Origin of the sequence: Streptomyces sp. L2 (assembly GCF_004124325.1) — a bacterium.
Classification (GTDB): Bacteria; Actinomycetota; Actinomycetes; order Streptomycetales; family Streptomycetaceae; genus Streptomyces.
This window is the reverse complement of the sequence record NZ_QBDT01000001.1, coordinates 3020806-3045245: the sequence shown is the minus strand read 5'-3', so window position 1 is coordinate 3045245 and position 24440 is coordinate 3020806. Positions and strand designations below refer to the sequence as shown.

The following is a 24440-nucleotide window of genomic DNA, read 5'->3' as shown; positions in this document are numbered from 1 at the left end:
ATGGTGCAGATCAAGAGCCCCGAGCAGATCGCCACGATGCGCAGGGCGGGGCTGGTCGTCGCCGCGATCCACGCGGCCACCCGGGAGGCGGCGGTGCCCGGCGCCAGCACCAAGGACCTGGACCAGGTCGCCCGCAAGGTCCTCGACGAGCACGGCGCCAAGCCGAACTTCCTCGGTTACGGCGGCTTCCCCGCCACCATCTGCACCTCCGTGAACGAGGTCGTCGTCCACGGCATCCCGTCCGACGAGGTCGTCCTCAAGGACGGCGACATCATCTCCATCGACTGCGGCGCGGTCATCGACGGCTGGCACGGCGACGCCGCTTACACGGCCTTCGTGGGCTCCGGTCACGCTCCGGAGCTGGTCGAGCTGTCGCGGGTGACCGAGGAGTCGATGTGGGCCGGCATCGCGGCCATGAAGCAGGGCAACCGCCTGGTCGACATCTCCCGCGCCGTCGAGACGTACATCCGCCGCCAGCCGAAGCCGGGCGGCGGCAAGTACGGGATCATCGAGGACTACGGCGGCCACGGCATCGGCACCGAGATGCACATGGACCCGCATCTGCTGAACTACGTCGACCGCCGCCGCGGCAAGGGTCCCAAGCTGGTCCCCGGCTTCTGCCTCGCGATCGAGCCGATGGTCTCCCTCGGCACCCCGCGCACGGAAGTCCTGTCGGACGAGTGGACGGTCATCACCACCGACGGCACCTGGTCCTCCCACTGGGAGCACTCGGTCGCGCTGACGCCGGAGGGTCCCCTGGTGCTCACGGCTCCCGACGGCGGCAAGGCGAAGCTGGCGGAGATGGGCATCACGGCCGCTCCGGATCCGCTGGCGCCCTGAAGGGGCGCGGGGAACTGCGCGACCAGCCACACGCGACCGCAAGATCCGTCCCCATGCGCCGGCGGTGTGCTTAGGGATCTCCGCCGCAGGGCAGAATCCCTCGATTCGTGTTTCCGGGTGCGCTGACGTAGACTGACTCGTCGGCTCTCGTGCACCCGCATGTCCGCATGCTCCCCGTCAAGGGGAAAGAGGGAACGCCCGAGAGTCGATCAAGGTAGTCGATTCGAAGGGCGAAGCGTGGCCAAGAAGCAAGGTGCCATCGAGATCGAGGGCACTGTCGTCGAGTCTCTGCCGAACGCCATGTTCAAGGTCGAGCTCCAGAACGGCCACCAGGTCCTGGCACACATCAGCGGCAAGATGCGCATGCACTACATCCGCATCCTCCCTGACGACCGGGTCGTGGTGGAGCTGTCTCCGTACGACCTGACGCGTGGCCGGATCGTCTACCGCTACAAGTAGATCTTGCCCGCGCCCCGGCATCCGCCGGAGCGATGGCACTGACCCGGAGAACCTCACCAATGAAGGTCAAGCCGAGCGTCAAGAAGATCTGCGACAAGTGCAGGGTGATCCGCCGTCACGGTCGGGTCATGGTCATCTGCGAGAACCCGCGCCACAAGCAGCGCCAGGGCTGACGCACGACCGACCGCACCCTCTGCACCTCTATCGCAGAGATTCGCGCGACGCGAGCTGAATATGTTCATACGCAGAACCCTGGCGAGTGATCGCCAGACACCCCCGGCTCGGAGGCCGGGGACCCGGGCCGTACCAACTCTTCGAAAAGGAGAGGCCGGCGGCCGGGAGCCGGTTCTGTGGAAGACCTCCGAAGATCACCAGGAGCCATTGAATGGCACGCGTTTCCGGTGTTGACATCCCGCGCGAAAAGCGTGTGGAGGTCGCCCTCACCTACGTGTTCGGCATCGGCCGGACCCTCTCGCAGGCGACGCTGGCAGCGACCGGCGTCGACCCGAACACCCGCGTTCGCGACCTCTCCGAGGAGCAGCTCGTCGCGATCCGCGAGTACGTCGACAACAACATCAAGACCGAGGGTGACCTCCGTCGCGAGATCCAGGCCGACATCCGCCGCAAGGTCGAGATCGGCTGCTACCAGGGTCTCCGTCACCGTCGCGGTCTGCCCGTCCGCGGTCAGCGCACCAGCACCAACGCTCGTACCCGCAAGGGCCCGCGTCGCGCCATCGCCGGCAAGAAGAAGCCGGGCAAGAAGTAGTCCGCAGCGGACCTCTGTCCACGGTCTTCGCTGTAGGACCGACCACCTCCCGTAGGAGTTAAAGGATGCCCCCCAAGGGTCGTCAGGGCGCTGCCAAGAAGGTGCGCCGCAAGGAAAAGAAGAACGTCGCTCACGGCCACGCGCACATCAAGAGCACGTTCAACAACACGATCGTCTCCATCACGGACCCGTCGGGCAACGTGATCTCCTGGGCCTCCGCCGGCCACGTCGGCTTCAAGGGCTCCCGGAAGTCCACGCCGTTCGCCGCGCAGATGGCCGCCGAGTCGGCCGCCCGCCGCGCCCAGGAGCACGGCATGCGCAAGGTCGACGTGTTCGTGAAGGGCCCGGGTTCCGGTCGTGAGACCGCGATCCGTTCGCTCCAGGCGACCGGTCTCGAGGTCGGCTCCATCCAGGACGTCACCCCGACCCCGCACAACGGCTGCCGCCCGCCGAAGCGCCGTCGCGTCTGAGGCACCGGCTGTTTCAGGGCTTTCCGGGCGGTACGACTGCATGAACGGGTCGTACCGCCCGTACCCTTGCAGTACAGAGTCGGGCGTCAAATAGCGGGCGCCCCTGACTGAAGGATCTGATCCACACATGCTGATCGCTCAGCGTCCCTCGTTGACCGAAGAGGTCGTCGACGAGTTCCGCTCCCGGTTCGTGATCGAGCCGCTGGAGCCGGGCTTCGGCTACACCCTCGGCAACTCCCTGCGCCGTACGCTCCTCTCCTCGATCCCGGGTGCGGCGGTCACGTCCATCCGCATCGACGGTGTCCTGCACGAGTTCACCACCGTGCCGGGCGTCAAGGAGGACGTCACCGACCTGATCCTCAACATCAAGCAGCTGGTCGTCTCCTCGGAGCACGACGAGCCGGTCGTGATGTACCTGCGCAAGCAGGGCCCGGGTCTGGTCACCGCCGCGGACATCGCGCCCCCGGCCGGTGTCGAGGTGCACAACCCCGACCTCGTCCTCGCCACGCTCAACGGCAAGGGCAAGCTGGAGATGGAGCTGACCGTCGAGCGCGGTCGCGGCTACGTCTCCGCCGTGCAGAACAAGCAGGTCGGCCAGGAGATCGGCCGTATCCCGGTCGACTCGATCTACTCGCCGGTCCTCAAGGTCACGTACAAGGTCGAGGCCACGCGTGTCGAGCAGCGCACCGACTTCGACAAGCTGATCGTCGACGTCGAGACCAAGCAGGCGATGCGTCCGCGTGACGCCATGGCTTCCGCCGGCAAGACCCTGGTTGAGCTGTTCGGTCTCGCCCGCGAGCTGAACATCGACGCCGAGGGCATCGACATGGGCCCGTCCCCCACGGACGCCGCCCTGGCCGCCGACCTGGCGCTGCCGATCGAGGAGCTGGAGCTCACCGTTCGGTCGTACAACTGCCTCAAGCGTGAGGGCATCCACTCCGTGGGTGAGCTGGTCGCGCGCAGCGAGGCCGACCTGCTGGACATCCGCAACTTCGGTGCGAAGTCCATCGACGAGGTCAAGGCGAAGCTGGCGGGTATGGGCCTGGCGCTGAAGGACTCGCCTCCCGGGTTCGACCCGACCGCCGCGGCGGACGCCTTCGGCGCGGACGACGACGCGGACGCCGGGTTCGTCGAGACCGAGCAGTACTGAGCGCTCCGCGAGGAGGCCGGTTCTGTGGCTGCGGGCCCGCTGTGGCTGGTCGCGCAGTTCCCCGCGCCCCTTTGGGGCGCGGATCCTCCGGGGCGCTTGAAAGGGCGCCCCGGATCTCCGACGGGCGACCGCCTGCTCGGATACTGACCTCGGTACCTGATACGGCCGGGGCAGACACCTAGGAGAATCACCATGCCGAAGCCCACCAAGGGTGCCCGTCTGGGCGGCAGTGCCGCGCACGAGAAGCTGCTCCTCGCGAACCTCGCGAAGAGCCTCTTCGAGCACGGCCGTATCACCACCACCGAGGCGAAGGCGCGCCGCTTGCGTCCGTACGCCGAGCGTCTGGTCACCAAGGCGAAGAAGGGCGACCTTCACAACCGCCGTCAGGTGCTCCAGGTGATCACGGACAAGAGCGTCGTCCACACGCTCTTCACCGAGATCGGCCCGCGCTACGAGAACCGTCCCGGTGGCTACACCCGCATCACCAAGATCGGTAACCGCCGTGGCGACAACGCGCCCATGGCCGTCATCGAGCTGGTCGAGGCGCTGACGGTCGCCCAGCAGGCGACGGGTGAGGCCGAGGCCGCCACCAAGCGTGCGGTCAAGGAGGCCGAGGAGGCCAAGGTCGAGTCGACCGAGGCGACCGAGGCTCCGGCCGAGGAGTCCAAGGACGCGTAAGGCGCTTCCTGGAAGCGGGCCCGTTCCCTGAAAGGGGAGCGGGCCCGCTTCGCTGTACCTGAGAGGATTCACGCGTGAGTGATGAAGCAGCGCCCGGGTGGGTTCGGGTTCGACTCGATGTGTCGTACGACGGTAGTGACTTCCATGGCTGGGCCAAGCAGGCCGGGGGGAAGCGGACCGTGCAGGGGGAGATCGAGGACGCCCTGCGGACGGTGACGCGGTCGCGGGAGACGTATGAGCTGACCGTGGCCGGGCGGACGGACGCCGGGGTGCACGCGCGGGGCCAGGTGGCGCACGTCGACCTGCCCGAGGCGGTGTGGCGGGAGCACAACCAGAAGCTGCTCAAGCGGCTGGCCGGGCGGTTGCCGAGGGATGTGCGGGTGTGGGCCCTCGGGCCGGCGCCGAGCGGGTTCAACGCGCGGTTCTCCGCCGTGTGGCGCCGGTACGCGTACCGGGTCACCGACAACCCCGGTGGTGTCGACCCCATCCTGCGCAACCACGTCCTGTGGCACGACTGGCCGCTGGACGTCGACGCCATGAACGAGGCCGCGCGGGCGCTGCTCGGGGAGCACGACTTCGCCGCGTACTGCAAGAAGCGCGAGGGCGCGACGACCATCCGGACGCTGCAGGAGCTGAGCCTGGTGCGGGGCGAGGACGGGATCGTCACCGCGACGGTGCGTGCCGACGCGTTCTGTCACAACATGGTGCGCTCGCTCATCGGCGCGCTGCTGTTCGTGGGCGACGGGCACAGGGGACCGGAGTGGCCCGGAAAGGTGCTGGCCGCGGGGGTCCGGGACTCGGCCGTGCATGTCGTACGACCGCACGGGCTGACCCTGGAGGAGGTCGGCTACCCCGCCGACGAACTGCTGGCGGCCCGGAACAAGGAGGCCCGGAACAAGCGCTCGCTGCCGTCGGCGGGGTGCTGCTGAGAGGGAGAGCGCGCTACTGGCTCGCCGCCGACGCCTGGGCCTGGCCGCGGCGCCAGATCTGGCGGAAGGTGAACTCCTGGAGGTCGTCGCCCGCCGAGAACACCTTGGTGTCCTTCTTGGTGACGTTGTGCCCGCCTGTGAAGCCGGCGATCGTGAAGTAGGCGTAGCGGCCGACGGTGTTGCGGGTCGAGCGGCAGATGGCGCCGTCGCAGAACGTCTTGACGCCCTTGCCGGCCAGGGAGCGCACGATGCTCTTGTCGTCGGTCTGGGCCTTCGCCTTCGCCGCCTGTGCCTCGGTGTCGAAGACGGCGACACCGACGGTGACCGCGACGTCGCCCTTGGTGTACGTGGCGCGGATCAGGCGGGTACAGCCGTTGGCGGTGAGAACCTTCGGCAGGGTGGCGTTGGCGGCGGAGGCGCAGTTCTTGGTGTCGGCCGTGGCGCCCTTCTTGTACACCGTGCTGTTCATGGTCAGCTGGGTGCCGGGGAAGAGGGTGGTGGGGCCGAGCGGCGCGGTGTCCTTCTTCACACTGGATATGAAGTCCTTCGGATCCAGTGGGGGCGGGGCGCTGGTGGGCGCGAAGGACGGCGCCGAGGCCGTGCCGCTGGGCAGGGCGGCGCTGGGGGGCAGGTTGGTGGGCCGGCCGGAGGCGGTGTCGTCGCCGTTCGCGGACACGACGGCCATCGCGACGGCGGTGCCGATCGCGATCGTGGCCAGCGCGCCGCCGCCGATGAACAGCCACTTGCGGCGCTTGTTCCGGGTCTCCGAGGCCTCCGCGAGGGCGGCCCAGTCCGGAGTTCCGTCGTCGCCGCCGCTGTTCCACGGCTGCTGCTGGGAATTCGGTTTCCAGGGATCCCACTGAGACTGGGGTCCCCCCTGCCCGTAACTCATGGGGCGCATCTTAGACGGGGGGCGCGGGGTGCTGGTGCGCGTCCGGCGGCATGCCGCCTTTGTCCGGCGGTGGGGCGTCGACGGGCTTCCCGGGGGCACGGCGGTGACATGCGGGGGACATGTCGGAGGGGCTCGTTTTGACCCGTCCGGGGGCGGCCCGGTAGCCTACTGCTTCGTTGTGTATTGGCTTGCTCATTCTCACGGGACGGGCCCTTACACCGGTCCACCGGGCCGATGACCAGCGACCAGCACGCGGTATGCGTCACCGCGGTGCGGTCAAGGCTGTCGTGATCGTTTCGGTGACCTGTTCAGGACCATTCACTCGAAGCGAAGGCTACGAACCGTGCGTACGTACAGCCCCAAGCCCGGCGATGTGACGCGCCAGTGGCACGTCATCGACGCTCAGGACGTCGTCCTGGGTCGTCTGGCCTCCACCACGGCCTCCATTCTCCGCGGCAAGCACAAGCCGATCTACGCGCCCCACGTCGACACCGGTGACTTCGTCATCATCATCAACGCCGACAAGGTGCACCTCTCCGGCAACAAGCGGACCCAGAAGATGGCGTACCGCCACTCCGGCTACCCGGGCGGTCTGCGCTCCGTCCGCTACGACGAGCTGCTGGACAAGAACCCGGAGAAAGCAATCGAGAAGGCCGTCAAGGGCATGCTCCCGAAGAACTCCCTGGGCCGTCAGATGCTCTCGAAGCTGAAGGTCTACAAGGGTGACCAGCACCCGCACGGCGCGCAGCAGCCGCAGCCGTTCGAGATCACCCAGGTCGCGCAGTAAGTCCGGCCACCCCCTAAGACTGAAGAGAATCTGAGGAGCATCGTGGCCGAGACCACTGCCGAGCAGCCGCTCGAAGAGCTTGACATCGACAGCTACACCACCGAGTCCGAGGTCCCCGTCGAGGGCGAGTACACCTCGGAGTCCATGGCCTCCCACTTCGGCGAGCCGCAGCCGGCCGCCGGCCTGGGCCGCCGCAAGAACGCCATCGCCCGCGTCCGGATCATCCCGGGCTCCGGCAAGTGGAAGATCAACGGCCGCACCCTTGAGGACTACTTCCCCAACAAGGTGCACCAGCAGGAAGTCAACGAGCCCTTCAAGGTGCTGGAGCTCGAAGGCCGTTACGACGTCGTCGCCCGCATCGCCGGTGGCGGTGTCTCGGGTCAGGCCGGTGCGCTCCGTCTCGGTGTCGCCCGCGCGCTGAACGAGGCCGACGTCGACAACAACCGCGGCCCGCTGAAGAAGGCCGGCTTCCTCAAGCGCGACGACCGTGCGGTCGAGCGCAAGAAGGCCGGTCTGAAGAAGGCCCGCAAGGCCCCGCAGTACAGCAAGCGCTAAGGCTCGCCTGCTCGTACTCCGAACGCCCCGGCGGCACGCCCTGTGTGCCGCCGGGGCGTTCGTTTATCCCGGCTCAGGGCGTATAACGACACAAGGCACTCAAAGTCTTGCGTGACATTCAGCTTGCGTGACATTCAGCTTTGCAGGAGGACAAGTGGGACGACTCTTCGGCACGGACGGCGTGCGCGGCGTCGCGAACGCGGACCTGACGGCCGAGATGGCGCTCGGCCTCTCCGTCGCTGCGGCGCACGTGCTGGCCGAGGCGGGCACCTTCGCGGGCCACCGGCCGAAGGCCGTGGTCGGCCGGGACCCGCGCGCGTCCGGGGAGTTCCTGGAGGCCGCCATGGTCGCCGGGCTGGCGAGCGCGGGCGTGGACGTCCTGCGGGTCGGTGTCCTGCCGACCCCGGCGGTGGCCCACCTCACCGGCGCGCTCGGCGCCGACCTCGGCGTGATGCTGTCCGCCAGCCACAACGCCATGCCGGACAACGGCATCAAGTTCTTCGCCCGCGGCGGCCACAAACTCGCCGACGAGCTGGAGGACCGTATCGAGGCCGTGTACGAGTCCCACCGGCACGGCGAGCCCTGGGAGCGGCCCACCGGAGCCGGCGTCGGGCGCGTGCGGTCGTACGACGAGGGCTTCGCGAGCTACGTCGACCATCTGCTCGGCGTCCTCCCCAACCGGCTGGACGGCGTGAAGATCGTCCTGGACGAAGCGCACGGCGCGGCCTCGGGGGTCTCGCCGGAGGCGTTCACCCGGGCCGGCGCCGAGATCGTCACCATCGGCGCGGAGCCGGACGGCCTCAACATCAACGACGGCTGCGGCTCCACCCACCTGGGCAAGCTCAAGGCCGCCGTCGTCGAGCACGGCGCCGACCTCGGCATCGCGCACGACGGCGACGCCGACCGCTGCCTGGCCGTGGACCACACCGGCGCGGAGGTCGACGGCGACCAGATCCTCGCCGTGCTCGCGCTGGCGATGCGGGAGCGCTCCGTGCTGCGGGCCGACACCGTCGTCGCGACCGTCATGTCCAACCTGGGCTTCAAGCTCGCCATGGAGCGGGCCGGGATCCAGCTCGTGCAGACCGCCGTCGGCGACCGGTACGTGCTGGAGGAGATGAAGGAGCACGGCTACGCCCTCGGCGGCGAGCAGTCCGGGCACGTGATCGTGCTGGACCACGCGACGACCGGCGACGGCACGCTGACCGGGCTGCTGCTGGCGGCGCGGGTCGCGGAGACCGGGAAGCCGCTGCGGGAGCTGGCGGCGGTGATGGAGCGGCTGCCGCAGGTGCTGATCAATGTTCCGGACGTGGACAAGTCGCGCGTGCGGACGTCCGCGGATCTCGCTGCGGCGGTTTCCGAGGCCGAGCGGGAGCTCGGGGCCACCGGGCGGGTGCTGTTGCGGCCCTCCGGGACCGAGCCGTTGGTGCGGGTGATGGTGGAGGCGGCCGATATCGAGCAGGCTCGGTCTGTGGCGGGGCGGTTGGCTGACGCCGTCAAGTCTGCGCTGGGCTAGGCGCCGGGCCTCCTCGGTGCCGGGGACTGTGCGTTGCCGGGTGCGGCGCCGTCGTGGTTTCTCGCGCAGTTCCCCGCGCCCCTTAGGCGCGTTGTCGTTGCCGTTGCCAGAACAGTTTCTGGGTGAGGAGCGTCAGCGTTCCCGCCAGGACGATGCCGCCCAGGTTGGCGAGGAGTTGCCAGGTCGAGCCCCACGTTTGCGAGTAGTCGCCGTAGCTGAGGGCTACGGCGGCGTTCGCGGCCGCGGGGACGGTCGTCACGGAGATGGCCACGCCGATCAGGGCACCCGACTTGGCGGACGTGAGGGACAGGGTGCCGGCGATGCCCGCCAGGAACGCCACGACGAAGGACATCGCGTCCGGTTTCCAGATGAACGCGGTGTTCGGCCGGGCCGCCTCCACCATGGACCTCTCGAACAGGCCCAGGGCGTCCAGCAGCCAACTGAAGCCAGCCGTCAGCACCATCGCGGCGGCGAAACCGGCAAGCAGCGCCCACAGTGAGCGCCACACGCGCTGCGGTGCACGCCGCACCAGAGCCGTGGAGATCCCCGCCAGCGGCCCGAACTCGGGCCCTACGGCCATCGCGCCGACGATCAGAATCGCGTTGTCGAGCATCACACCGCAGGCGGCGAGCATGGTCGCCACGGCCAGAAACGCGACGTAGGTGACGCTGAGCGTCGACTCCTCGTCGGTCGCGTCGGCAAGCTGTTCCCACAGCACCGCGTCCGCGCCCTCGCCCGGTGCCTCCGCCTCGGCCTTGTCGGCGCGGCGGGACAGGGAGAGGTCGATGTCCTCCACGGAGATCGAGCCGGTCTCGTCCAGCCCCAGGTGCCGTAGGCCGGCGATGAGTTCGTCGCCGGCCTCGCGCGCCACGTCGCACATCACGACGTCCCCGGCCGGGTCGCGGGCGGCGCCCGGCAGCACCACCAGGTGGGTGGTGCCGACGGTCTTCTCGATCAGGCGGACCACGTCGTCCGTGCGGTCGGATGGGGCGATCAGGCGCAGATGCAGCATGGGGAGTTTCTAGCAGGGCCCCTAGAGCTTGCGGAGCCTGAGGCGCTGGACCTTGTGGTCCGGGCCCTTGCGTACGACGAGGGTGGCGCGGCCCCGGGTGGGGGTGATGTTCTCCACCAGGTTGGGCTTGTTGATCGTCCGCCACTGGGTGCGCGCGTAGTCCAGGGCCTCCTCCTCGGAGACCTGGGTCCACTTCCTGAAGTACGACGACGGGTCCTGGAAGGCGGTCCGGCGCAGCTTCTTGAAGCGGTTGAGGTACCAGCGCTCGACGTCGTCGGCGCTCGCGTCGACGTACACGCTGAAGTCGAAGTAGTCCGCGAGGCCGACCCGGGTGCGGCCGTCCTGGCCGGGCAGGGCGGGCTGCAGGACGTTGAGGCCCTCGACGATCAGGATGTCCGGGCGGCGGACGGTGAGCCGCTGGTCGGGGTCGATGTCGTAGCGCAGGTGGGAGTAGACGGGGGCGGTGACCTCGGCCTTGCCGGCCTTGATGTCGGCGACGAACCGGGTCAGCGCCCGGCGGTCGTAGGACTCGGGGAAGCCCTTCCTGGACATCAGTCCGCGCGCCTGGAGTTCCCGGGTGGGCAGCAGGAAGCCGTCGGTCGTCACGCGCTCCACGCGCGGGTGCTCGGGCCAGCGGGAGAGCAGGGCCTGGAGCAGGCGGGCCACCGTCGACTTCCCTACGGCGACGGAGCCGGCCACTCCTATGACGAACGGGGTGCCGGACTGGGTGCCCTGCTCGCCGAGGAAGGTGTTGAGCGCGCCGCGCAGGCCGTCGGTGGCGCCGACGTACAGGTTGAGCAGCCGGGACAGCGGGAGGTAGATGTCCCGCACCTCGTCGAGGTCGATGACGTCACCGAGTCCGCGCAGCCTCTCGACCTCCTCGGCGGTGAGCGGCAGGGGCGTCTTGTCACGCAGCGCGCTCCACTCGGCGCGGGTGAGGTCGACGTAGGGAGTCGCCTCCGGCCGGGACCGGTGGGCGCTCCGGGGCATCGAGGGGACCGGAGAGATCACAGTCCATTGTTAACGGAGTTCGCACCGCGTGGCGGGTGGGCTCGGTCACGCTGGGCCGGGTGGGGTGAGGAAAGGGGGGAGCAGGGGTGGCGAAGAGGCGGTAAGAATTTCCGAATCCGGGCACGCTTCGCCCGTTTCCGGCGGTGCGTGGACCGTAGGCTGCCGCTCATGTGCGGAATCGTGGGATACGTGGGATCGCAGTCGGCCCTCGACGTCGTGATGGCCGGACTGAAGCGGCTGGAGTACCGGGGGTACGACTCGGCGGGCGTCGCCGTGCCGGCGGACGGCGGGCTGGCCGCGGCGAAGCGGGCCGGGAAGCTGGTCAACCTGGAGAAGGAGCTGGTCGACCGGCCGCTGCCGGCCGGCTCGACGGGCATCGGGCACACCCGCTGGGCCACCCACGGCGGGCCGACCGACGCGAACGCGCACCCGCACCTGGACAACGCCGGCCGGGTCGCCGTGGTCCACAACGGGATCATCGAGAACTTCGCGGTGCTGCGCGCGGAGCTGGCCGAGCGCGGGCACGAGCTGGCGTCCGAGACGGACACCGAGGTCGTGGCGCACCTGCTGGCCGAGGAGTTCTCCTCGTGCGCGGACCTCGCCGAGGCGATGCGGCTGGTGTGCCGGCGGCTGGAGGGGGCGTTCACGCTGGTCGCGGTGCACGCCGACGAGCCGGACGTGGTCGTGGGCGCGCGGCGGAACTCCCCGCTGGTGGTGGGCGTTGGAGAGGGTGAGGCCTTTCTCGCCTCGGACGTCGCCGCGTTCATCGCCCACACGCGGTCGGCGATCGAGCTGGGTCAGGACCAGGTGGTGGAGCTGCGCCGGGACGGCGTGACGGTGACGGGCTTCGACGGCCGTCCCGCGGAGGTCCGTTCGTACCACGTCGACTGGGACGCGTCGGCCGCGGAAAAGGGGGGCTATGACTACTTCATGCTCAAGGAGATCGCCGAGCAGCCCAAGGCGGTCGCCGATACGCTGCTGGGCCGGATCGACGCCTCCGGTTCGCTGAGCCTGGACGAACTCCGCATCGGCGCGGCCGAGCTGCGAGAGGTGGACAAGGTCGTCATCGTGGCGTGCGGTACGGCGTTCCACGCGGGGCTCATCGCCAAGTACGCCATCGAGCACTGGACGCGCATCCCGTGCGAGGTGGAGCTGGCGAGCGAGTTCCGCTACCGCGACCCGATCCTGGGCCCGCGCTCCCTGGTGATCGCCATCTCCCAGTCCGGCGAGACGATGGACACCCTGATGGCGCTCAGGCACGCCCGCGAGCAGGGCTCGAAGGTGCTGGCGATCTGCAACACCAACGGCTCGACGATCCCGCGCGAATCGGACGCGGTGCTGTACACGCACGCCGGGCCGGAGGTCGCGGTCGCCTCGACGAAGGCGTTCCTCACCCAGCTGGTGGCCTGCTATCTGGTCGCCCTCTACCTGGGCCAGGTGCGCGGCACCAAGTGGGGCGACGAGATCCGCGAGGTCGTCCGCGACCTGTCCCGGATCTCCGTCGAGGTCGAGCGGGTCCTGGAGACGATGGAACCGGTCCGGGCCCTCGCGCGCACGCTGGCGGCGAAGAACACGGTGCTGTTCCTCGGCCGGCACGTGGGCTATCCGGTCGCTCTGGAGGGCGCGCTCAAGCTCAAGGAGCTGGCCTACATGCACGCCGAGGGGTTCGCGGCGGGCGAGCTGAAGCACGGCCCGATCGCCCTGATCGAGGAGGACCTGCCGGTGGTCGTCGTCGTGCCATCCCCGCGCGGCCGCTCCGTCCTGCACGACAAGATCGTCTCCAACATCCAGGAGATCCGGGCGCGGGGCGCGCGCACGATCGTCATCGCGGAGGAGGGCGACGAGGCGGTCGTCCCCTACGCCGACCACCTCATCCGCATCCCCGCCACCCCCACCCTCCTCCAGCCCCTCGTCGCCACGGTCCCCCTCCAGGTCTTCGCCTGCGAACTGGCCACGGCCCGCGGCAACGAGGTCGACCAGCCACGCAACCTGGCGAAGTCGGTGACGGTGGAGTAAGGGTCCGCCGCGGGGCGGCGAAGCAGAGCGATTGATCGTTTTTTCGCCGCTCGAATGGGTGAACGCATTTCGGAACGGCGGACAAGGCGCTCCGTGATCCACGACGTTGCGCTCATGGTCACATCAGCTCACGAGGGGATGCACCGCATCTTCCAGGAGCGCCCCGAGATCCTGACTCCCGTGTTCACCGTGCTGGGCGTCCCCCTGCCCGAGAAGGCGACCGTGGACGCCGTCACGACCGACGTGACGGAGACGCGCCCGCTGGAACGCCGCGTGGACACCGTGCTGCGCATCGGCCCGTCCGACGGCGAGGACTTCCTGCTCGCCATCGAGTCGCAGTCGAAGAAGGTTCCGGGCAAGGAGGCGAGTTGGGCGTACTACGTCGCGTACCTCCAGGCGAAGTACCGCCTGCCCGTGCTGCTGCTCGTGGTCTGCCAGGACGCGGCCACGGCCAAGTGGGCGGCCGGCCCCTTCGACTGCGGCGCGCGCGGCTGGACGGCCCAGCGGACCTACCCGATGGTGGCGGGACCGGACAACCTGCCGGTGTTCACCGACGTCAGGACCATCGCCAAAAACCTTGCCCTGGCCGTTCTCTCGGCGCTGGCACACGCCCGCAGGCCCGAGGGCGGCGCCATACTGGAGGCAATCCACACAGCCCTTCAGGAACTCCAGGACACGGACCCGGAAACCGCCGGGTACTTCATGGACTTCATGGAAATCAATCTGGGTGACACCCCAGCTGGACAGAAGTGGAAGGAAATCATGTCGTCGTTCGTCAGCTACTTCCCCGGCCGTGGGACCGTCCGCGAAACCGCCTACCTGGAGGGCAAGGCCCAGGGCATCGCCGAGGGCCGCGAAGAGGGCCGCGAAGAGGGCCGCGAAGAAGGCCGCGAAGAGGGCCGGGAGCAGGGCATCGCCGAGGGCCGGGCCGAGGACCGGGCTTCGCTCATCCTGCGGGTCCTGGACAAGCGCGGGCTTTCCGTCGCCGACGAGGTGCGTGAACGCGTCGCCTCGTGCACCGATCTCGACATCCTCGCGGTCTGGTTCGACCGTTCCTTGTCGGCCGCGGAGGCCGAGGAACTCTTCGCCGACGACGCGAACGCCGCGACGACCAGCCCCGAAGGAAGCTGAACCTGGAAGGGGCAGCGGGGGGTGGGTCGTAGGGTGCGGGGATGAGTGTTGTCGGGGTCGGGATCGATGTGGCTGAGATCGAGCGGTTCGGGGCGTCGATGGAGCGGACGCCCGGGCTGGCCGAGCGGCTGTTCGTCGAGAGTGAGTTGCTGCTGCCGAGCGGGGAGCGGCGCGGGGTCGCGTCGCTGGCCGCCCGGTTCGCCGCCAAGGAGGCGCTGGCCAAGGCCCTCGGGGCGCCGGGCGGGCTGCACTGGACCGACGCCGAGGTGTACGTGGAGGACAGCGGGCAGCCGCGGCTGCGGGTGAAGGGCACCGTGGCCGCGCGTGCGGCCGAACTCGGTGTGCGGGCCTGGCATGTGTCGCTCAGCCATGACGCGGGGGTGGCGTCGGCCGTGGTGATCGCCGAAGGCTGAGCCGGGCCCCTGCGGTCCGGCCCGGCCCGGCCCGGTGTGACGGTCGGGAGGTTCGGGGAGACTCGGACGCATGCGTACTGCGTACAGCGTGGAGACGGTAAGGGCGGCCGAGCGGGCGCTGATGGCGCGGCTGCCGGAGGGCGCGCTGATGCAGCGGGCCGCCGCCGGGCTGGCCGCCGCCTGTGCCCAACTGCTCGGGCGGGTGTACGGCAGCAGGGTGGTGCTGCTGGTCGGCAGCGGGGACAACGGCGGGGACGCCCTGTACGCCGGGGCCCGGCTGGCCCGCCGGGGCGCCGGTGTCACGGCCGTCCTGCTGGCCGGCGAGCGCACCCACCCCGGAGGGCTCGCGGCGCTGCGGCGGGCCGGCGGTGCCGTGGTGGCGCCGGGCGGTGCCGAGGACGCCATCGGGCGGGCCGACCTCGTCATGGACGGAATCGTCGGGATCGGCGGGAAGGGCGGCCTGCGGCCGGAGGCGGAGGCGCTGGCCGCCGTCGTGGCGCGGTCCGCGGCCCGGGTCGTCGCCGTCGATCTGCCCAGCGGGGTCGACGCCGACACCGGCGAGGTGCACGGTGCCGCGCTGCGCGCCGACCTGACCGTGACCTTCGGAACGCACAAGCCCGGCCTGCTCATCGACCCCGCGCGGGACCACGCCGGGTCCGTGCGGCTCGTCGACATCGGACTCGAACTGCCCGCCCCGCCCGAGCTGGAGGCACTTCAGCACGCCGACGTGGCCCGGCTGCTGCCGGTGCCGGCGGCGGAGAGCGACAAGTACCGGCGGGGTGTCGTCGGTATCGCCGCCGGATCGGCCCGCTACCCCGGCGCGGCCGTGCTCGCCGTCTCCGGGGCGCTGCGAGGCGGCGCCGGGGCCGTGCGGTACGTCGGTCCGGCCGGGGACTCGGTCATCGCCCGCTTCCCCGAGACGCTGGTGTCCGACCGGGGCCCGGACAAGGCGGGGCGCGTGCAGGCCTGGGTGGTCGGGCCGGGCGCCGGGGACGACGCGGCGACCGTGGCGGAGGTGCTGGCCACGGACGTCCCGGTGCTGATCGACGCGGACGGCCTGCGGCTGGCGGGCCGGGACGCGGTACGGGGGCGTAGGGCACCGACCCTGATGACACCGCACGCCGGCGAGGCGGCCGCGCTGCTGGGCGTGCCGCGGGAGGAGGTCGAGGGGGCGCGGCTCGCCGCGGTGCGTGAACTGGCGGCGGTCTACCGGGCGACGGTCCTGCTGAAGGGGTCCACGACGCTGGTCGCCGACCCGGGTGGCGACCGGCCGGTCCGGGTGAACGCCACGGGCACGGGGTGGCTGGCGACGGCGGGCAGCGGTGACGTGCTGTCGGGGCTCGCCGGGTCCCTGCTGGCCGCGGGGCTGTCCGCGCTGGACGCGGGGAGTGCGGGAGCGTACCTCCATGGGCTCGCCGGACGCGTGGCCTCCGGCGGGGGGCCGGTGGGGGCGCATGAGGTGGCGGCGTGCATCCCGGACGCGTGGCGGGACGTGCGGTCCTGAGGGGCCCGTGCCGGGTGGCTCGCCGTTGCCGGGTGCGGGTGCGTTGTGGCTTTTTGCGCAGTTCCCCGCGCCCCTGGGTGGGCACGCTGCGGCCTTGTTCGAACGCTGCCCCGACTCCCTCGTGACCAAGCTGCGGATCGCCGGCCCAAGGGGCGCGGGGCGTCGATATGCGGCGCGACTGCCGGGCGGCCCGCCGCCCTCTGAGACACTGGGGGCGCCATGAGTGAGACTGCTGCTGTGCCGACCGGGACCCTGCGTGCCCGTGCCGAGATCGATCTGGGGGCGCTGCGCGCCAATGTGCGTGCCCTGCGCGCGCATGCGCCGGGTGCGGCCCTGATGGCCGTCGTGAAGTCCGACGCCTACGGTCACGGTGCGCTGCGCTGCGCCCGTGAGGCCGTCGCGGCGGGCGCCTCCTGGCTCGGTACGGCCACGCCCGAGGAGGCGCTGGCCCTGCGCGCGGCCGGGATCCCGGTGCCCGTGCTGTGCTGGCTGTGGGTGCCGGGCGGGCCCTGGCGGCAGGCGATCGACGCGGACGTCGACGTGTCCGTCAGCGCGCTGTGGGCGCTGCGCGAGGTCACCCGGGCCGCCCGGGAGGCCGGCCGCCCCGCGCGCGTGCAGCTCAAGGCCGACACCGGCCTCGGCCGCAACGGCTGCCAGCCCGCCGACTGGCCCGAACTCGTCACCGAGGCCCTGGGCGCCGAGCGCGAGGGACTCATCCGGATCACCGGCCTGTGGTCCCACTTCGCCTGCGCCGACGAGCCCGGGCACGCCTCCATCGGCGCCCAGCTCACCCGCTTTCGGGAGATGCTGGCCCACGCCGAGGGCCAGGGCGTCCGCCCAGAGGTCCGGCACATCGCCAACTCGCCCGCCACGCTGACCCTCCCGGAGTCCCACTTCGACCTCGTCCGCACCGGCATCGCCCTCTACGGAGTCTCGCCCAGCCCCGAACTGGGCACCCCGGCCGACTTCGGGCTCCGCCCGGTGATGACGCTCAGCGCGTCGCTGGCGCTGGTCAAGCGGGTGCCGGGCGGCCACGGCGTCAGCTACGGCCACCACTACGTCACCCCCGGCGAGACCACCCTCGGCCTGGTGCCGGTGGGCTACGCCGACGGCATCCCGCGGCACGCCTCCGGCACCGGCCCCGTGCTGGTCGACGGCAAGTGGCGGACCGTCGCCGGGCGGGTCGCGATGGACCAGTTCGTCGTCGACCTGGGCGGCGACACGCCCGCCGAGGGCACGGAGGCGGTGCTGTTCGGCCCCGGCGACCGGGGCGAGCCCACCGCCGAGGACTGGGCGCAGGCCTGCGGCACGATCGCGTACGAGATCGTCACGCGCATCGGAACACGCGTTCCCCGCGTCTATGTGAACGGGGCCCACGGGGAACAAGACCGGTAGCCACCCGACCGGGCGGGGGTTACGGCGGCACCACCAGGCAACACGAACCCCACGAGGCAACAGGAACCCCACGACCGACCGGCTACGGCGAAGCACACCGGCACCACCCCTTTCATCACCCAGCGAACTGCAGTACGGCGAAGAGGAGCGGTACGTGAGCGAGAGCAGCGCGGAGGCCGTGGCGGACGTCGTCGCCTCGGCGGCGGCCGCCGCCTCCGCCGCCGGGGCGGCCGGGAGCTGGCGCAAGGCGACCGGTATCGCCGGTGCCGCGATAGGCGTCCTCGCGGCGGGCGCGGCCGCCGGCGTCGCCGTCGAGCGGATGACCGTCGGCCGCGGCATGCGCAGGAAGGCCCGGCTGGCCCTGGACGCGGCCGGCCCGTACGGCACCCTGCGCGGCACCTCGGGCAAGGCGTACGCCGACGACGGCACCGAGCTGTACTACGAGGTCGACGACGTCGAATCCGAACCGGGGCCGAACGTCTCCCCGCGCCGCAGGCGGCTGTTCGGCCGCAAGGCACCCGCGCCGGTGACCGTCGTCTTCTGCCACGGCTACTGCCTCGCCCAGGACTCCTGGCACTTCCAGCGGGCGGCACTGCGCGGCGTCGTCCGCACCGTGCACTGGGACCAGCGCAGCCACGGCCGGTCCGGGCGGGGCCTGGCCCAGACCCAGGACGGCGTTCCGGTCAGCATCGACCAGCTCGGCCGGGACCTGAAGGCCGTACTCGACGCCGCCGTACCGGACGGCCCGATCGTGCTGGTCGGACACTCCATGGGCGGGATGACGGTCATGGCGCTGGCCGCGCAGTACCCGGAGCTGATCCGGGACCGGGTCGTCGCCACCGCGTTCGTCGGCACGTCGTCCGGGCGGCTCGGCGAGGTCAACTTCGGCCTGCCGATGGCCGGCGTCAACGCGGTGCGCCGCATCCTCCCCGGCGTGCTGAAGGCGCTCGGGCAGCAGGCGGAACTGGTGGAGAAGGGACGGCGGGCGACCGCCGACCTGTTCGCCGGGATCATCAAGCGGTACTCGTTCGCCGGGCGGGACGTCGACCCGGCGGTGGCCCGGTTCGCCGAACGGATGATCGAGTCCACGCCGATCGACGTGGTCGCCGAGTTCTACCCGGCGTTCACCGACCACGACAAGACCGAGGCGCTCGCCCTCTTCCGGGACATGCCGGTGCTGGTGCTGGCCGGCGTGCGGGACCTGGTCACGCCGAGCGAGCACAGCGAGGCCATCGCCGACCTGCTGCCCGACGCCGAACTGGTACTCGTGCCGGACGCCGGGCACCTGGTGATGCTGGAGCACCCGGAAGTGGTCACCGACCGGCTCGCCGACCTGCTCACCCGTGCGGGTGCCGTGCCCGCAGGGGCTACCGTTATGGGCTATGGAACGACCAGCAGCACCGCGGGACCCCGCTGAGACCCGGCTGACGATCACCTCTCCCGAGCAGATGCGGGAGCTGGGCCGCGACCTGGCCAAACTGCTGCGCGCGGGCGACCTGGTGATGCTCTCCGGGGAGCTGGGCGCGGGCAAGACGACGCTCACCCGCGGGCTGGGCGAGGGGCTCGGGGTGCGGGGCGCGGTCACCTCGCCGACCTTCGTGATCGCAAGGGTGCACCCGTCCCTCGGCGACGGCCCGCCGCTCGTCCACGTCGACGCCTACCGCCTCGCCGGCGGCCTGGACGAGATGGAGGACCTCGACCTCGACGTCTCCCTGCCCGACTCCGTGATCGTCGTGGAGTGGGGCGAGGGCAAGGTGGAGGAGCTGACCGAGGAACGGCTCCAGGTCGTCATCCACCGTGCCGTCGGCGACACGACCGACGAGGTACGGCACGTCACCCTCACGGGTGTGGGCGAGCGCTGGACCGACGCGGGCCTGGACGTACTGGGCGTCTGAGCACGTCAGTCCGGGAGACCGGTGTGCGCCTGCGGGTGCGCTGTGGCTGGTCGCGCAGTTCCCCGCGCCCCTTCGGGGCGGGTCGTCGATCCCGCCGGTGGGCTGGAGATCGCCCTCGCTGCCGCGCAGGAGGCCAGCAGGTCACGCATGGGAACGCCGGAGGGCTGCTGTGGGCGAGGTGCGGGCATGGCGCCTCCTGGGTGGGGGCGGCGAGTTAGGTAGACCTAACCTCGGGCTGGCCACCATGTCATCACGCCCGGTCGGCACGGCGCAATATCTTCCCGACGGCTTGTCGGAAAGTGCGCCGGACCGTCCTCACCGGATCACGTTCACCCGCACCCCGATCGTCGCGAAGTCCCACATCGCGTCGCCGTCCGCCCGCTCCTCGCGGATGCCCCCCGTCTTCACCGGTTCGGCGCCCATCGCGACCGCGTTGCTCCGGCCCACCGCCGCGCTGAAGCCGATCGCCACCCCGTCGACGCTGGTGAACCGCACGACGTGCTCGACGGGCGCGCCGTCCGTGCCGGTGACCTGGTTCGACCGGGACGTCACCCAGTACAGCCCCGGCGGCGGATCCACGCTCCCGGGGTTGACGGCGAACGTCCGCCGCACCCGGTTCCCCTGGCCGACCAGCCAGACCCGGTCGTCGTCCACCGAGTACACGACCCGTTCACCCGTACCGGAGGCCCTCGGCAGGGCTGTCGGGTCGTGCGGGTCCCGCGGCGCCTTGCTCGCCGCCGCCGCGTGCGACGCGCTCGGGCCGGGACGGCCCCCCAGGCCCGCCGGTACGGTCGTGTGCGCCTGGTAGGCGAGGAAGCCGACGGCTCCGACGGCCGCCGCGGTGAGGCCGGCCACGATCGCCGAGCTGGTCCCTGCCACGTGCGTCCACCTCTGCTCGCGTCACATGTCGCACTTCGTACGCACTTATTACGTACTTCGTACTGACCGTAGCAGTGCGTGACCGTCCCGCCCGGGCGGCCATGCGGGAGGCGCGGGCGCCGTAGGCTGTTCGCGTGCTCTTGCTCGCTCTGGATACCGCCACCCCCGCCGTGACCGTCGCGCTGCACGACGGCACGCACGTCATCGCCTCGTCGAGCCAGGTGGACGCGCGCCGGCACGGAGAGCTGCTGCTGCCGGCCGTCGACCGCGTGCTCGCCGAGGCCGGGCTCAGGCTGGACGCCGTCACCGGGATCGCCGTAGGGATCGGACCCGGCCCCTACACGGGTCTGCGCGTGGGCCTGATGACCGCCGACACCTTCGGCCTGGCGCTCGGCGTCCCCGTGCACGGTGTGTGCACGCTCGACGCCCTCGCCTACGCCGCCGACATCGAGAAGGGCCCCTTCGTCGTGGCGACCGACGCCCGGCGCAAGGAGGTCTACTGGGCGACGTACGCCGACTCGCGCACCCGGCGGACCGACCCGGCCGTGGACCGCCCGGCGGACATCGCCGAGCGGGTCGCCGGGCTCCCCGCGGTCGGCGCCGGCGCGCTGCTCTATCCGGACACGTTCCCGAGCGCCCACGAACCCGAGCACGTGTCCGCCGCCGCCCTGGCCTCGCTGGCCGCGGAGCGGCTGGCGGCCGGCGAGGAACTCCCGGCACCCCGCCCGCTGTACCTGCGCCGTCCCGACGCCCAGGTCCCCAAGAACTACAAGGTGGTCACCCCCAAGTGACGGGACCTCGACTGCGCGAGATGCGCTGGTGGGACATCGACCGCGTACTGGAGCTGGAGAAGGACCTCTTCCCCGAGGACGCCTGGTCGCGGGGCATGTTCTGGTCCGAGCTGGCCCACGCCCGGGGCCCCGAGGCCACCCGGCGCTACCTGGTGGCGGAGGCCGAGGGGGACGGCACGGGCGGCGGGACGGGGGACGGCGCGGATGACGGCGGCCGGATCCTCGGGTACGCCGGGCTCGCCGCCTCCGGTGAGCTGGGCGACGTACAGACCATCGCCGTGGCCCGCGACCAGCAGGGCACCGGCCTCGGCGGCCGGCTCCTCACCGAGCTGCTGCGCGCGGCGACCGCCTTCGAGTGCGCCGAGGTGATGCTCGAGTGCCGGGTCGACAACGTGCGCGCCCAGAAGCTCTACGAACGCTTCGGCTTCGCCCCGATCGGGTTCAGACGCGGCTACTACCAGCCGGGGAACGTGGACGCCCTGGTGATGCGGCTGACCGACCCCTCCTCTTCAGTGCAAGGAACCGAGATCAATGGCTGACGAACCTCTCGTCCTCGGCATCGAGACCTCCTGCGACGAGACCGGCGTCGGCATCGTCCGCGGCACCACCCTGCTCGCGGACGCCGTCGCCTCCAGCGTCGACGAGCACGCCCGCTTCGGCGGTGTCGTGCCGGAGGTGGCGTCGCGGGCGCACCTGGAGGCGATGGTCCCCACCGTCGACCGCGCCCTGCGGGAGGCGGGCGTCACCGCGAAGGACCTCGACGGCATCGCCGTCACCGCCGGTCCCGGACTCGCGGGCGCCCTCCTCGTCGGCGTCTCGGCGGCCAAGGCGTACGCCTACGCCCTCGGCAAGCCCCTGTACGGCGTCAACCACCTCGCCTCCCACATCTGCGTGGACCAGCTGGAGCACGGCGCCCTGCCCGAGCCGACGATGGCCCTGCTGGTGTCGGGCGGCCACTCCTCGCTGCTGCTGTCCACGGACATCACCTCCGACGTACGGCCGCTGGGCGCGACCATCGACGACGCGGCCGGCGAGGCCTTCGACAAGGTCGCCCGCGTGCTGAACCTGGGCTTCCCCGGCGGCCCGGTCATCGACCGGTACGCCCGTGAGGGCGACCCGGAGGCGATCGCCTTCCCGCGCGGCCTGACCGGCCCGCGGGACGCGGTGTACGACTTCTCCTTCTCCGGTCTGAAGACGGCCGTGGCCCGCTGGATCGAGGCCAAGCGGGCGGCCGGCGAGGAGGTTCCGGTCCGGGACGTGGCCGCCTCCTTCCAGGAGGCCGTGGTCGACGTGCTGACCCGCAAGGCCGTCCGGGCCTGCAAGGACGAGGGCGTCGACCACCTGATGATCGGCGGCGGCGTGGCCGCCAACTCCCGGCTGCGCGCCCTCGCCCAGGAGCGCTGCGAGGCCGCCGGGATCCGGCTGCGCGTGCCGCGCCCCAAGCTGTGCACGGACAACGGCGCGATGGTCGCCGCGCTGGGCGCCGAGATGGTCGCCCGGAACCGGGCCGCCTCCAGCTGGGACCTGTCCGCCGACTCCTCCCTGCCGGTGACCGACCCGCACGTGCCGGGGCACGATCACGACCACGTGCACGAGGTCAGCAAGGAGAACCTGTACTCGTGACCGTCGCCCTGATGTGGGAGGCACGGGCCGCCGCCGACCGGGGCGAGGAACTGCTGGCCTGGGTACGGCGGCAGCCGCTCGCGCCCGAACCGCCGCGCCGGGAGACCTTCCGCGCCCCGCAGGACCGGGTGCTCGTCATCACGTGGTGGGACGCGCCCTACGACGCCGAGCTGCCCGAACTTCCGGAGCCTGCGGTTGAGTTGGTGACCCGTGCGGTGCACCGGTGGCGGTTCGAGGCGGTGGACGGCGCGCCGGCGGAGGGCGGTCCGCTGGGCTGAGTTGGCGCGGAAGCCCCGGATGACGCTATGATCATCCCACGTGAACGGCCGGAACTCCGGTCCGGACACAGTGCGTTGGTGGTCCAAGGAAAGACGTCCCGCTTCCTGCGGGGAGATGCAGGTGCAAGGCCTGCCCGGCGCTCCATCGAAACCCCGTCCCCGGTCACCGGGGGCGGGGTTTTCGCATACCGGCCCAGGTCGGACGAGGACGCTAACAGTCTTCACATAATTCAGACTTACGTTCGTCCCGTGACGCGACACGACGAGCAGGGCACAGCGGGCATACGGGCGGGCGGAACACGGGCGGGCCGGCGGTCCAGGACGCTGAAGGCCGTCGGCATCGGCCTCGCCGGGGCCCTGGTGCTGGGGGTGGCCGCCGCGAGCTGGGCGTACTGGCACCTGAACAGCAACATCCGGAGCGTGGACATCAACAGCGCGCTCGGCGACGACCGGCCCGCGAAGGCGGGCGGCGCCCCGTCAGCCTCGGCCCCGGCCACCGCCGTACCGCTGCCCAAGGGAGCCCTGAACATCCTGGTCCTCGGCTCGGACTCGCGCAGTGGCACGGCCAACGAGGAACTGGGCGGCGGCGACAGCGGCGGCGCCCGCTCCGACACCGCGATGGTGGTGCACGTCGACGCGGGCCGGACCTCGGCCACCGTCGTCAGCATCCCGCGCGACACCCTGGTCACGCGCCCGTCCTGCCCGCTGCCCTCCGGCGGGACGAGCAGGGTGTCGTACGGCTCGATGTTCAACAGCGCGTTCGAGCTGGGCGGGCCGGTGTGCGCGGTGAAGACCGTCGAGTCGATCACGCACGTCCGCATGGACCACTTCATCGAGATCGACTTCTCCGGCTTCGCGAAGCTGGTCGACGCGCTCGGCGGCGTCGACGTCACGACCACCCGCGACATCGACGACGACAAGAGCCACCTGCACCTCAAGGCCGGCACCCACCGCCTCGACGGCACCCGGGCCCTGGCCCTGGCCCGCACCCGGCACGGCATCGGCGACGGCAGCGACCTGGGCCGCATAGGGCTCCAGCAGAAACTGGTGAAGGCGCTGCTCACCCGGGTCTCCACCACCGACCTGCTCACCGACCCCGCCAGGCTCTACCGCGTCGCCGACGCCGTCACCGCGAGCATCACCACGGACACCGGCCTGGACTCCCTCGGCGAGCTGATGGAACTGGGCCGGAGCCTGAAGGGCCTGTCCGCCGACCGGGTCACCACGGTGATGATGCCCGTCGTCACGGCACCGTCCGACCCCAACCGGGTGGTGGCCGAGGAACCGGCGGCGAGCCACCTGTGGGCCTCCCTGCGCTGAGCGGGGCGGGGCCGGGCCGGGCAGGGCCGAAAAAGATTCTCGAGATTCTCCGGCGGCCGTGTCGATCCGGGTGCCTCCCGTTCGACGCAGGGGTGAGCGGCGGGAAACGGACCCGCCGCCCGACCGGAGGAGC

27 protein-coding genes are annotated in these 24440 nt (G+C 71.2%); 23 read left to right on the top strand and 4 right to left on the bottom strand.

Annotation, left to right across the window (positions count from 1 at the left end; all coding sequences use genetic code 11):
• The 8 genes from map (at nt 1) to truA (ending at nt 5292) form a co-directional block, all read left to right on the top strand.
• Nucleotides 1-840, top strand: coding sequence for a type I methionyl aminopeptidase (map, locus tag DBP14_RS12935; protein ID WP_129307384.1), 840 nt, complete (start codon nt 1-3; stop codon nt 838-840).
• A gap of 237 nt (nt 841-1077) precedes the next feature.
• Nucleotides 1078-1299 carry a translation initiation factor IF-1 gene (gene infA, locus DBP14_RS12930; protein WP_003948620.1) on the top strand — a complete coding sequence of 74 codons (222 nt, stop codon included), beginning with the start codon at nt 1078-1080 and terminating at the stop codon, nt 1297-1299.
• 59 nt (nt 1300-1358) lie between these two features.
• Nucleotides 1359-1472, top strand: a complete 114-nt coding sequence (rpmJ, locus tag DBP14_RS12925; RefSeq protein ID WP_003998809.1) for a 50S ribosomal protein L36 — start codon at nt 1359-1361, stop codon at nt 1470-1472.
• 212 nt (nt 1473-1684) lie between these two features.
• Nucleotides 1685-2065: a 30S ribosomal protein S13 gene (rpsM, locus tag DBP14_RS12920; protein ID WP_071364953.1), complete on the top strand. Its 381-nt coding sequence runs from the start codon at nt 1685-1687 to the stop codon at nt 2063-2065.
• A 65-nt stretch (nt 2066-2130) separates the two neighbouring features.
• Nucleotides 2131-2535, top strand: a complete 405-nt coding sequence (rpsK, locus tag DBP14_RS12915; RefSeq protein WP_003956432.1) for a 30S ribosomal protein S11 — start codon at nt 2131-2133, stop codon at nt 2533-2535.
• 127 nt (nt 2536-2662) lie between these two features.
• Entirely contained in the window at nt 2663-3685 is a 1023-nt protein-coding gene (locus DBP14_RS12910; protein WP_003966937.1) for a DNA-directed RNA polymerase subunit alpha, read from the top strand.
• Between the two features lie 192 nt (nt 3686-3877).
• Entirely contained in the window at nt 3878-4363 is a 486-nt protein-coding gene (gene rplQ / locus DBP14_RS12905) for a 50S ribosomal protein L17 (protein ID WP_129307383.1), read from the top strand.
• Between the two features lie 74 nt (nt 4364-4437).
• Nucleotides 4438-5292 (top strand): tRNA pseudouridine(38-40) synthase TruA, encoded by an 855-nt coding sequence (gene truA / locus DBP14_RS12900; RefSeq protein ID WP_129307382.1) that lies wholly within the window; start codon nt 4438-4440, stop codon nt 5290-5292.
• A 13-nt stretch (nt 5293-5305) separates the two neighbouring features.
• Here the strand turns inward: truA and DBP14_RS12895 are convergent, their stop codons facing one another.
• Complete coding sequence (locus DBP14_RS12895; protein WP_129307381.1) at nt 5306-6184, bottom strand: hypothetical protein; 879 nt, start codon at nt 6182-6184, stop codon at nt 5306-5308.
• A gap of 343 nt (nt 6185-6527) precedes the next feature.
• Here DBP14_RS12895 and rplM point away from each other — a divergent pair, with 343 nt between their 5' ends.
• From rplM to glmM, 3 genes are all read left to right on the top strand, one after another.
• A complete protein-coding gene (gene rplM, locus DBP14_RS12890) occupies nt 6528-6971 on the top strand; it encodes a 50S ribosomal protein L13 (RefSeq protein ID WP_031041507.1) in 444 nt (147 codons plus the stop codon).
• Between the two features lie 42 nt (nt 6972-7013).
• On the top strand, nt 7014-7526 hold the full coding sequence (gene rpsI, locus DBP14_RS12885; protein WP_129307380.1) for a 30S ribosomal protein S9: 513 nt from the start codon (nt 7014-7016) through the stop codon (nt 7524-7526).
• Nucleotides 7527-7680: 154 nt separating this feature from the next.
• Nucleotides 7681-9039 carry a phosphoglucosamine mutase gene (glmM, locus tag DBP14_RS12880; protein WP_129307379.1) on the top strand — a complete coding sequence of 453 codons (1359 nt, stop codon included), beginning with the start codon at nt 7681-7683 and terminating at the stop codon, nt 9037-9039.
• 82 nt (nt 9040-9121) lie between these two features.
• Here glmM and DBP14_RS12875 read toward each other — a convergent pair whose 3' ends face one another.
• Complete coding sequence (locus DBP14_RS12875) at nt 9122-10051, bottom strand: DUF389 domain-containing protein (protein ID WP_129307378.1); 930 nt, start codon at nt 10049-10051, stop codon at nt 9122-9124.
• 21 nt (nt 10052-10072) lie between these two features.
• Nucleotides 10073-11041, bottom strand: coding sequence for a type I pantothenate kinase (coaA, locus tag DBP14_RS12870; RefSeq protein ID WP_164992322.1), 969 nt, complete (start codon nt 11039-11041; stop codon nt 10073-10075).
• Between the two features lie 189 nt (nt 11042-11230).
• On the opposite strand from coaA, the gene glmS reads away from it, so the two are divergent.
• The 7 genes from glmS (at nt 11231) to tsaE (ending at nt 19416) form a co-directional block, all read left to right on the top strand.
• Nucleotides 11231-13078: a glutamine--fructose-6-phosphate transaminase (isomerizing) gene (gene glmS / locus DBP14_RS12865; protein WP_129307376.1), complete on the top strand. Its 1848-nt coding sequence runs from the start codon at nt 11231-11233 to the stop codon at nt 13076-13078.
• A 114-nt stretch (nt 13079-13192) separates the two neighbouring features.
• Nucleotides 13193-14209: a hypothetical protein gene (locus tag DBP14_RS12860; protein WP_129307375.1), complete on the top strand. Its 1017-nt coding sequence runs from the start codon at nt 13193-13195 to the stop codon at nt 14207-14209.
• A 41-nt stretch (nt 14210-14250) separates the two neighbouring features.
• Nucleotides 14251-14622, top strand: a complete 372-nt coding sequence (locus DBP14_RS12855) for a holo-ACP synthase (RefSeq protein ID WP_129307374.1) — start codon at nt 14251-14253, stop codon at nt 14620-14622.
• A 70-nt stretch (nt 14623-14692) separates the two neighbouring features.
• Nucleotides 14693-16126: an NAD(P)H-hydrate dehydratase gene (locus DBP14_RS12850; RefSeq protein WP_129307373.1), complete on the top strand. Its 1434-nt coding sequence runs from the start codon at nt 14693-14695 to the stop codon at nt 16124-16126.
• A gap of 219 nt (nt 16127-16345) precedes the next feature.
• On the top strand, nt 16346-17521 hold the full coding sequence (gene alr / locus DBP14_RS12845) for an alanine racemase (RefSeq protein ID WP_129307372.1): 1176 nt from the start codon (nt 16346-16348) through the stop codon (nt 17519-17521).
• A gap of 154 nt (nt 17522-17675) precedes the next feature.
• A complete protein-coding gene (locus DBP14_RS12840; protein ID WP_129307371.1) occupies nt 17676-18938 on the top strand; it encodes an alpha/beta hydrolase in 1263 nt (420 codons plus the stop codon).
• Nucleotides 18904-19416: a tRNA (adenosine(37)-N6)-threonylcarbamoyltransferase complex ATPase subunit type 1 TsaE gene (gene tsaE, locus DBP14_RS12835; RefSeq protein ID WP_129307370.1), complete on the top strand. Its 513-nt coding sequence runs from the start codon at nt 18904-18906 to the stop codon at nt 19414-19416. Before DBP14_RS12840 ends, tsaE begins: the two co-directional genes overlap by 35 nt.
• Nucleotides 19417-19731: 315 nt before the next feature.
• On the opposite strand, the gene DBP14_RS12825 is transcribed toward tsaE, so the two are convergent.
• On the bottom strand, nt 19732-20295 hold the full coding sequence (locus tag DBP14_RS12825) for a hypothetical protein (protein ID WP_129307368.1): 564 nt from the start codon (nt 20293-20295) through the stop codon (nt 19732-19734).
• A 134-nt stretch (nt 20296-20429) separates the two neighbouring features.
• On the opposite strand from DBP14_RS12825, the gene tsaB reads away from it, so the two are divergent.
• From tsaB to DBP14_RS12795, 5 genes are all read left to right on the top strand, one after another.
• Entirely contained in the window at nt 20430-21086 is a 657-nt protein-coding gene (gene tsaB / locus DBP14_RS12820) for a tRNA (adenosine(37)-N6)-threonylcarbamoyltransferase complex dimerization subunit type 1 TsaB (protein ID WP_129307367.1), read from the top strand.
• 20 nt (nt 21087-21106) lie between these two features.
• Nucleotides 21107-21625 (top strand): ribosomal protein S18-alanine N-acetyltransferase, encoded by a 519-nt coding sequence (gene rimI / locus DBP14_RS12815; protein WP_129311827.1) that lies wholly within the window; start codon nt 21107-21109, stop codon nt 21623-21625.
• Nucleotides 21618-22709, top strand: coding sequence for a tRNA (adenosine(37)-N6)-threonylcarbamoyltransferase complex transferase subunit TsaD (gene tsaD, locus DBP14_RS12810; RefSeq protein WP_129307366.1), 1092 nt, complete (start codon nt 21618-21620; stop codon nt 22707-22709). The genes rimI and tsaD overlap by 8 nt, the downstream gene beginning before the upstream one ends.
• Entirely contained in the window at nt 22706-22987 is a 282-nt protein-coding gene (locus DBP14_RS12805) for a hypothetical protein (RefSeq protein ID WP_129307365.1), read from the top strand. Before tsaD ends, DBP14_RS12805 begins: the two co-directional genes overlap by 4 nt.
• A gap of 249 nt (nt 22988-23236) precedes the next feature.
• Nucleotides 23237-24307 (top strand): LCP family protein, encoded by a 1071-nt coding sequence (locus DBP14_RS12795; protein WP_206739260.1) that lies wholly within the window; start codon nt 23237-23239, stop codon nt 24305-24307.
• Nucleotides 24308-24440 lie beyond the last annotated feature (133 nt).

What these genes read in the sequence shown, in the direction of transcription:
- map (WP_129307384.1), top strand. Translation starts at nt 1, where the DNA reads ATGGTGCAGATCAAGAGCCCCGAGCAGATCGCCACGATGCGCAGGGCG.
- rpmJ (WP_003998809.1), top strand. Translation starts at nt 1,359, where the DNA reads ATGAAGGTCAAGCCGAGCGTCAAGAAGATCTGCGACAAGTGCAGGGTG.
- rpsM (WP_071364953.1), top strand. Translation starts at nt 1,685, where the DNA reads ATGGCACGCGTTTCCGGTGTTGACATCCCGCGCGAAAAGCGTGTGGAG.
- rpsK (WP_003956432.1), top strand. Translation starts at nt 2,131, where the DNA reads ATGCCCCCCAAGGGTCGTCAGGGCGCTGCCAAGAAGGTGCGCCGCAAG.
- DBP14_RS12910 (WP_003966937.1), top strand. Translation starts at nt 2,663, where the DNA reads ATGCTGATCGCTCAGCGTCCCTCGTTGACCGAAGAGGTCGTCGACGAG.
- rplQ (WP_129307383.1), top strand. Translation starts at nt 3,878, where the DNA reads ATGCCGAAGCCCACCAAGGGTGCCCGTCTGGGCGGCAGTGCCGCGCAC.
- DBP14_RS12895 (WP_129307381.1), bottom strand. Translation starts at nt 6,184, where the DNA reads ATGAGTTACGGGCAGGGGGGACCCCAGTCTCAGTGGGATCCCTGGAAA.
- DBP14_RS12875 (WP_129307378.1), bottom strand. Translation starts at nt 10,051, where the DNA reads ATGCTGCATCTGCGCCTGATCGCCCCATCCGACCGCACGGACGACGTG.
- coaA (WP_164992322.1), bottom strand. Translation starts at nt 11,041, where the DNA reads ATGCCCCGGAGCGCCCACCGGTCCCGGCCGGAGGCGACTCCCTACGTC.
- glmS (WP_129307376.1), top strand. Translation starts at nt 11,231, where the DNA reads ATGTGCGGAATCGTGGGATACGTGGGATCGCAGTCGGCCCTCGACGTC.
- DBP14_RS12860 (WP_129307375.1), top strand. Translation starts at nt 13,193, where the DNA reads ATGGTCACATCAGCTCACGAGGGGATGCACCGCATCTTCCAGGAGCGC.
- DBP14_RS12855 (WP_129307374.1), top strand. Translation starts at nt 14,251, where the DNA reads ATGAGTGTTGTCGGGGTCGGGATCGATGTGGCTGAGATCGAGCGGTTC.
- DBP14_RS12850 (WP_129307373.1), top strand. Translation starts at nt 14,693, where the DNA reads ATGCGTACTGCGTACAGCGTGGAGACGGTAAGGGCGGCCGAGCGGGCG.
- alr (WP_129307372.1), top strand. Translation starts at nt 16,346, where the DNA reads ATGAGTGAGACTGCTGCTGTGCCGACCGGGACCCTGCGTGCCCGTGCC.
- tsaE (WP_129307370.1), top strand. Translation starts at nt 18,904, where the DNA reads ATGGAACGACCAGCAGCACCGCGGGACCCCGCTGAGACCCGGCTGACG.
- rimI (WP_129311827.1), top strand. Translation starts at nt 21,107, where the DNA reads ATGCGCTGGTGGGACATCGACCGCGTACTGGAGCTGGAGAAGGACCTC.
- tsaD (WP_129307366.1), top strand. Translation starts at nt 21,618, where the DNA reads ATGGCTGACGAACCTCTCGTCCTCGGCATCGAGACCTCCTGCGACGAG.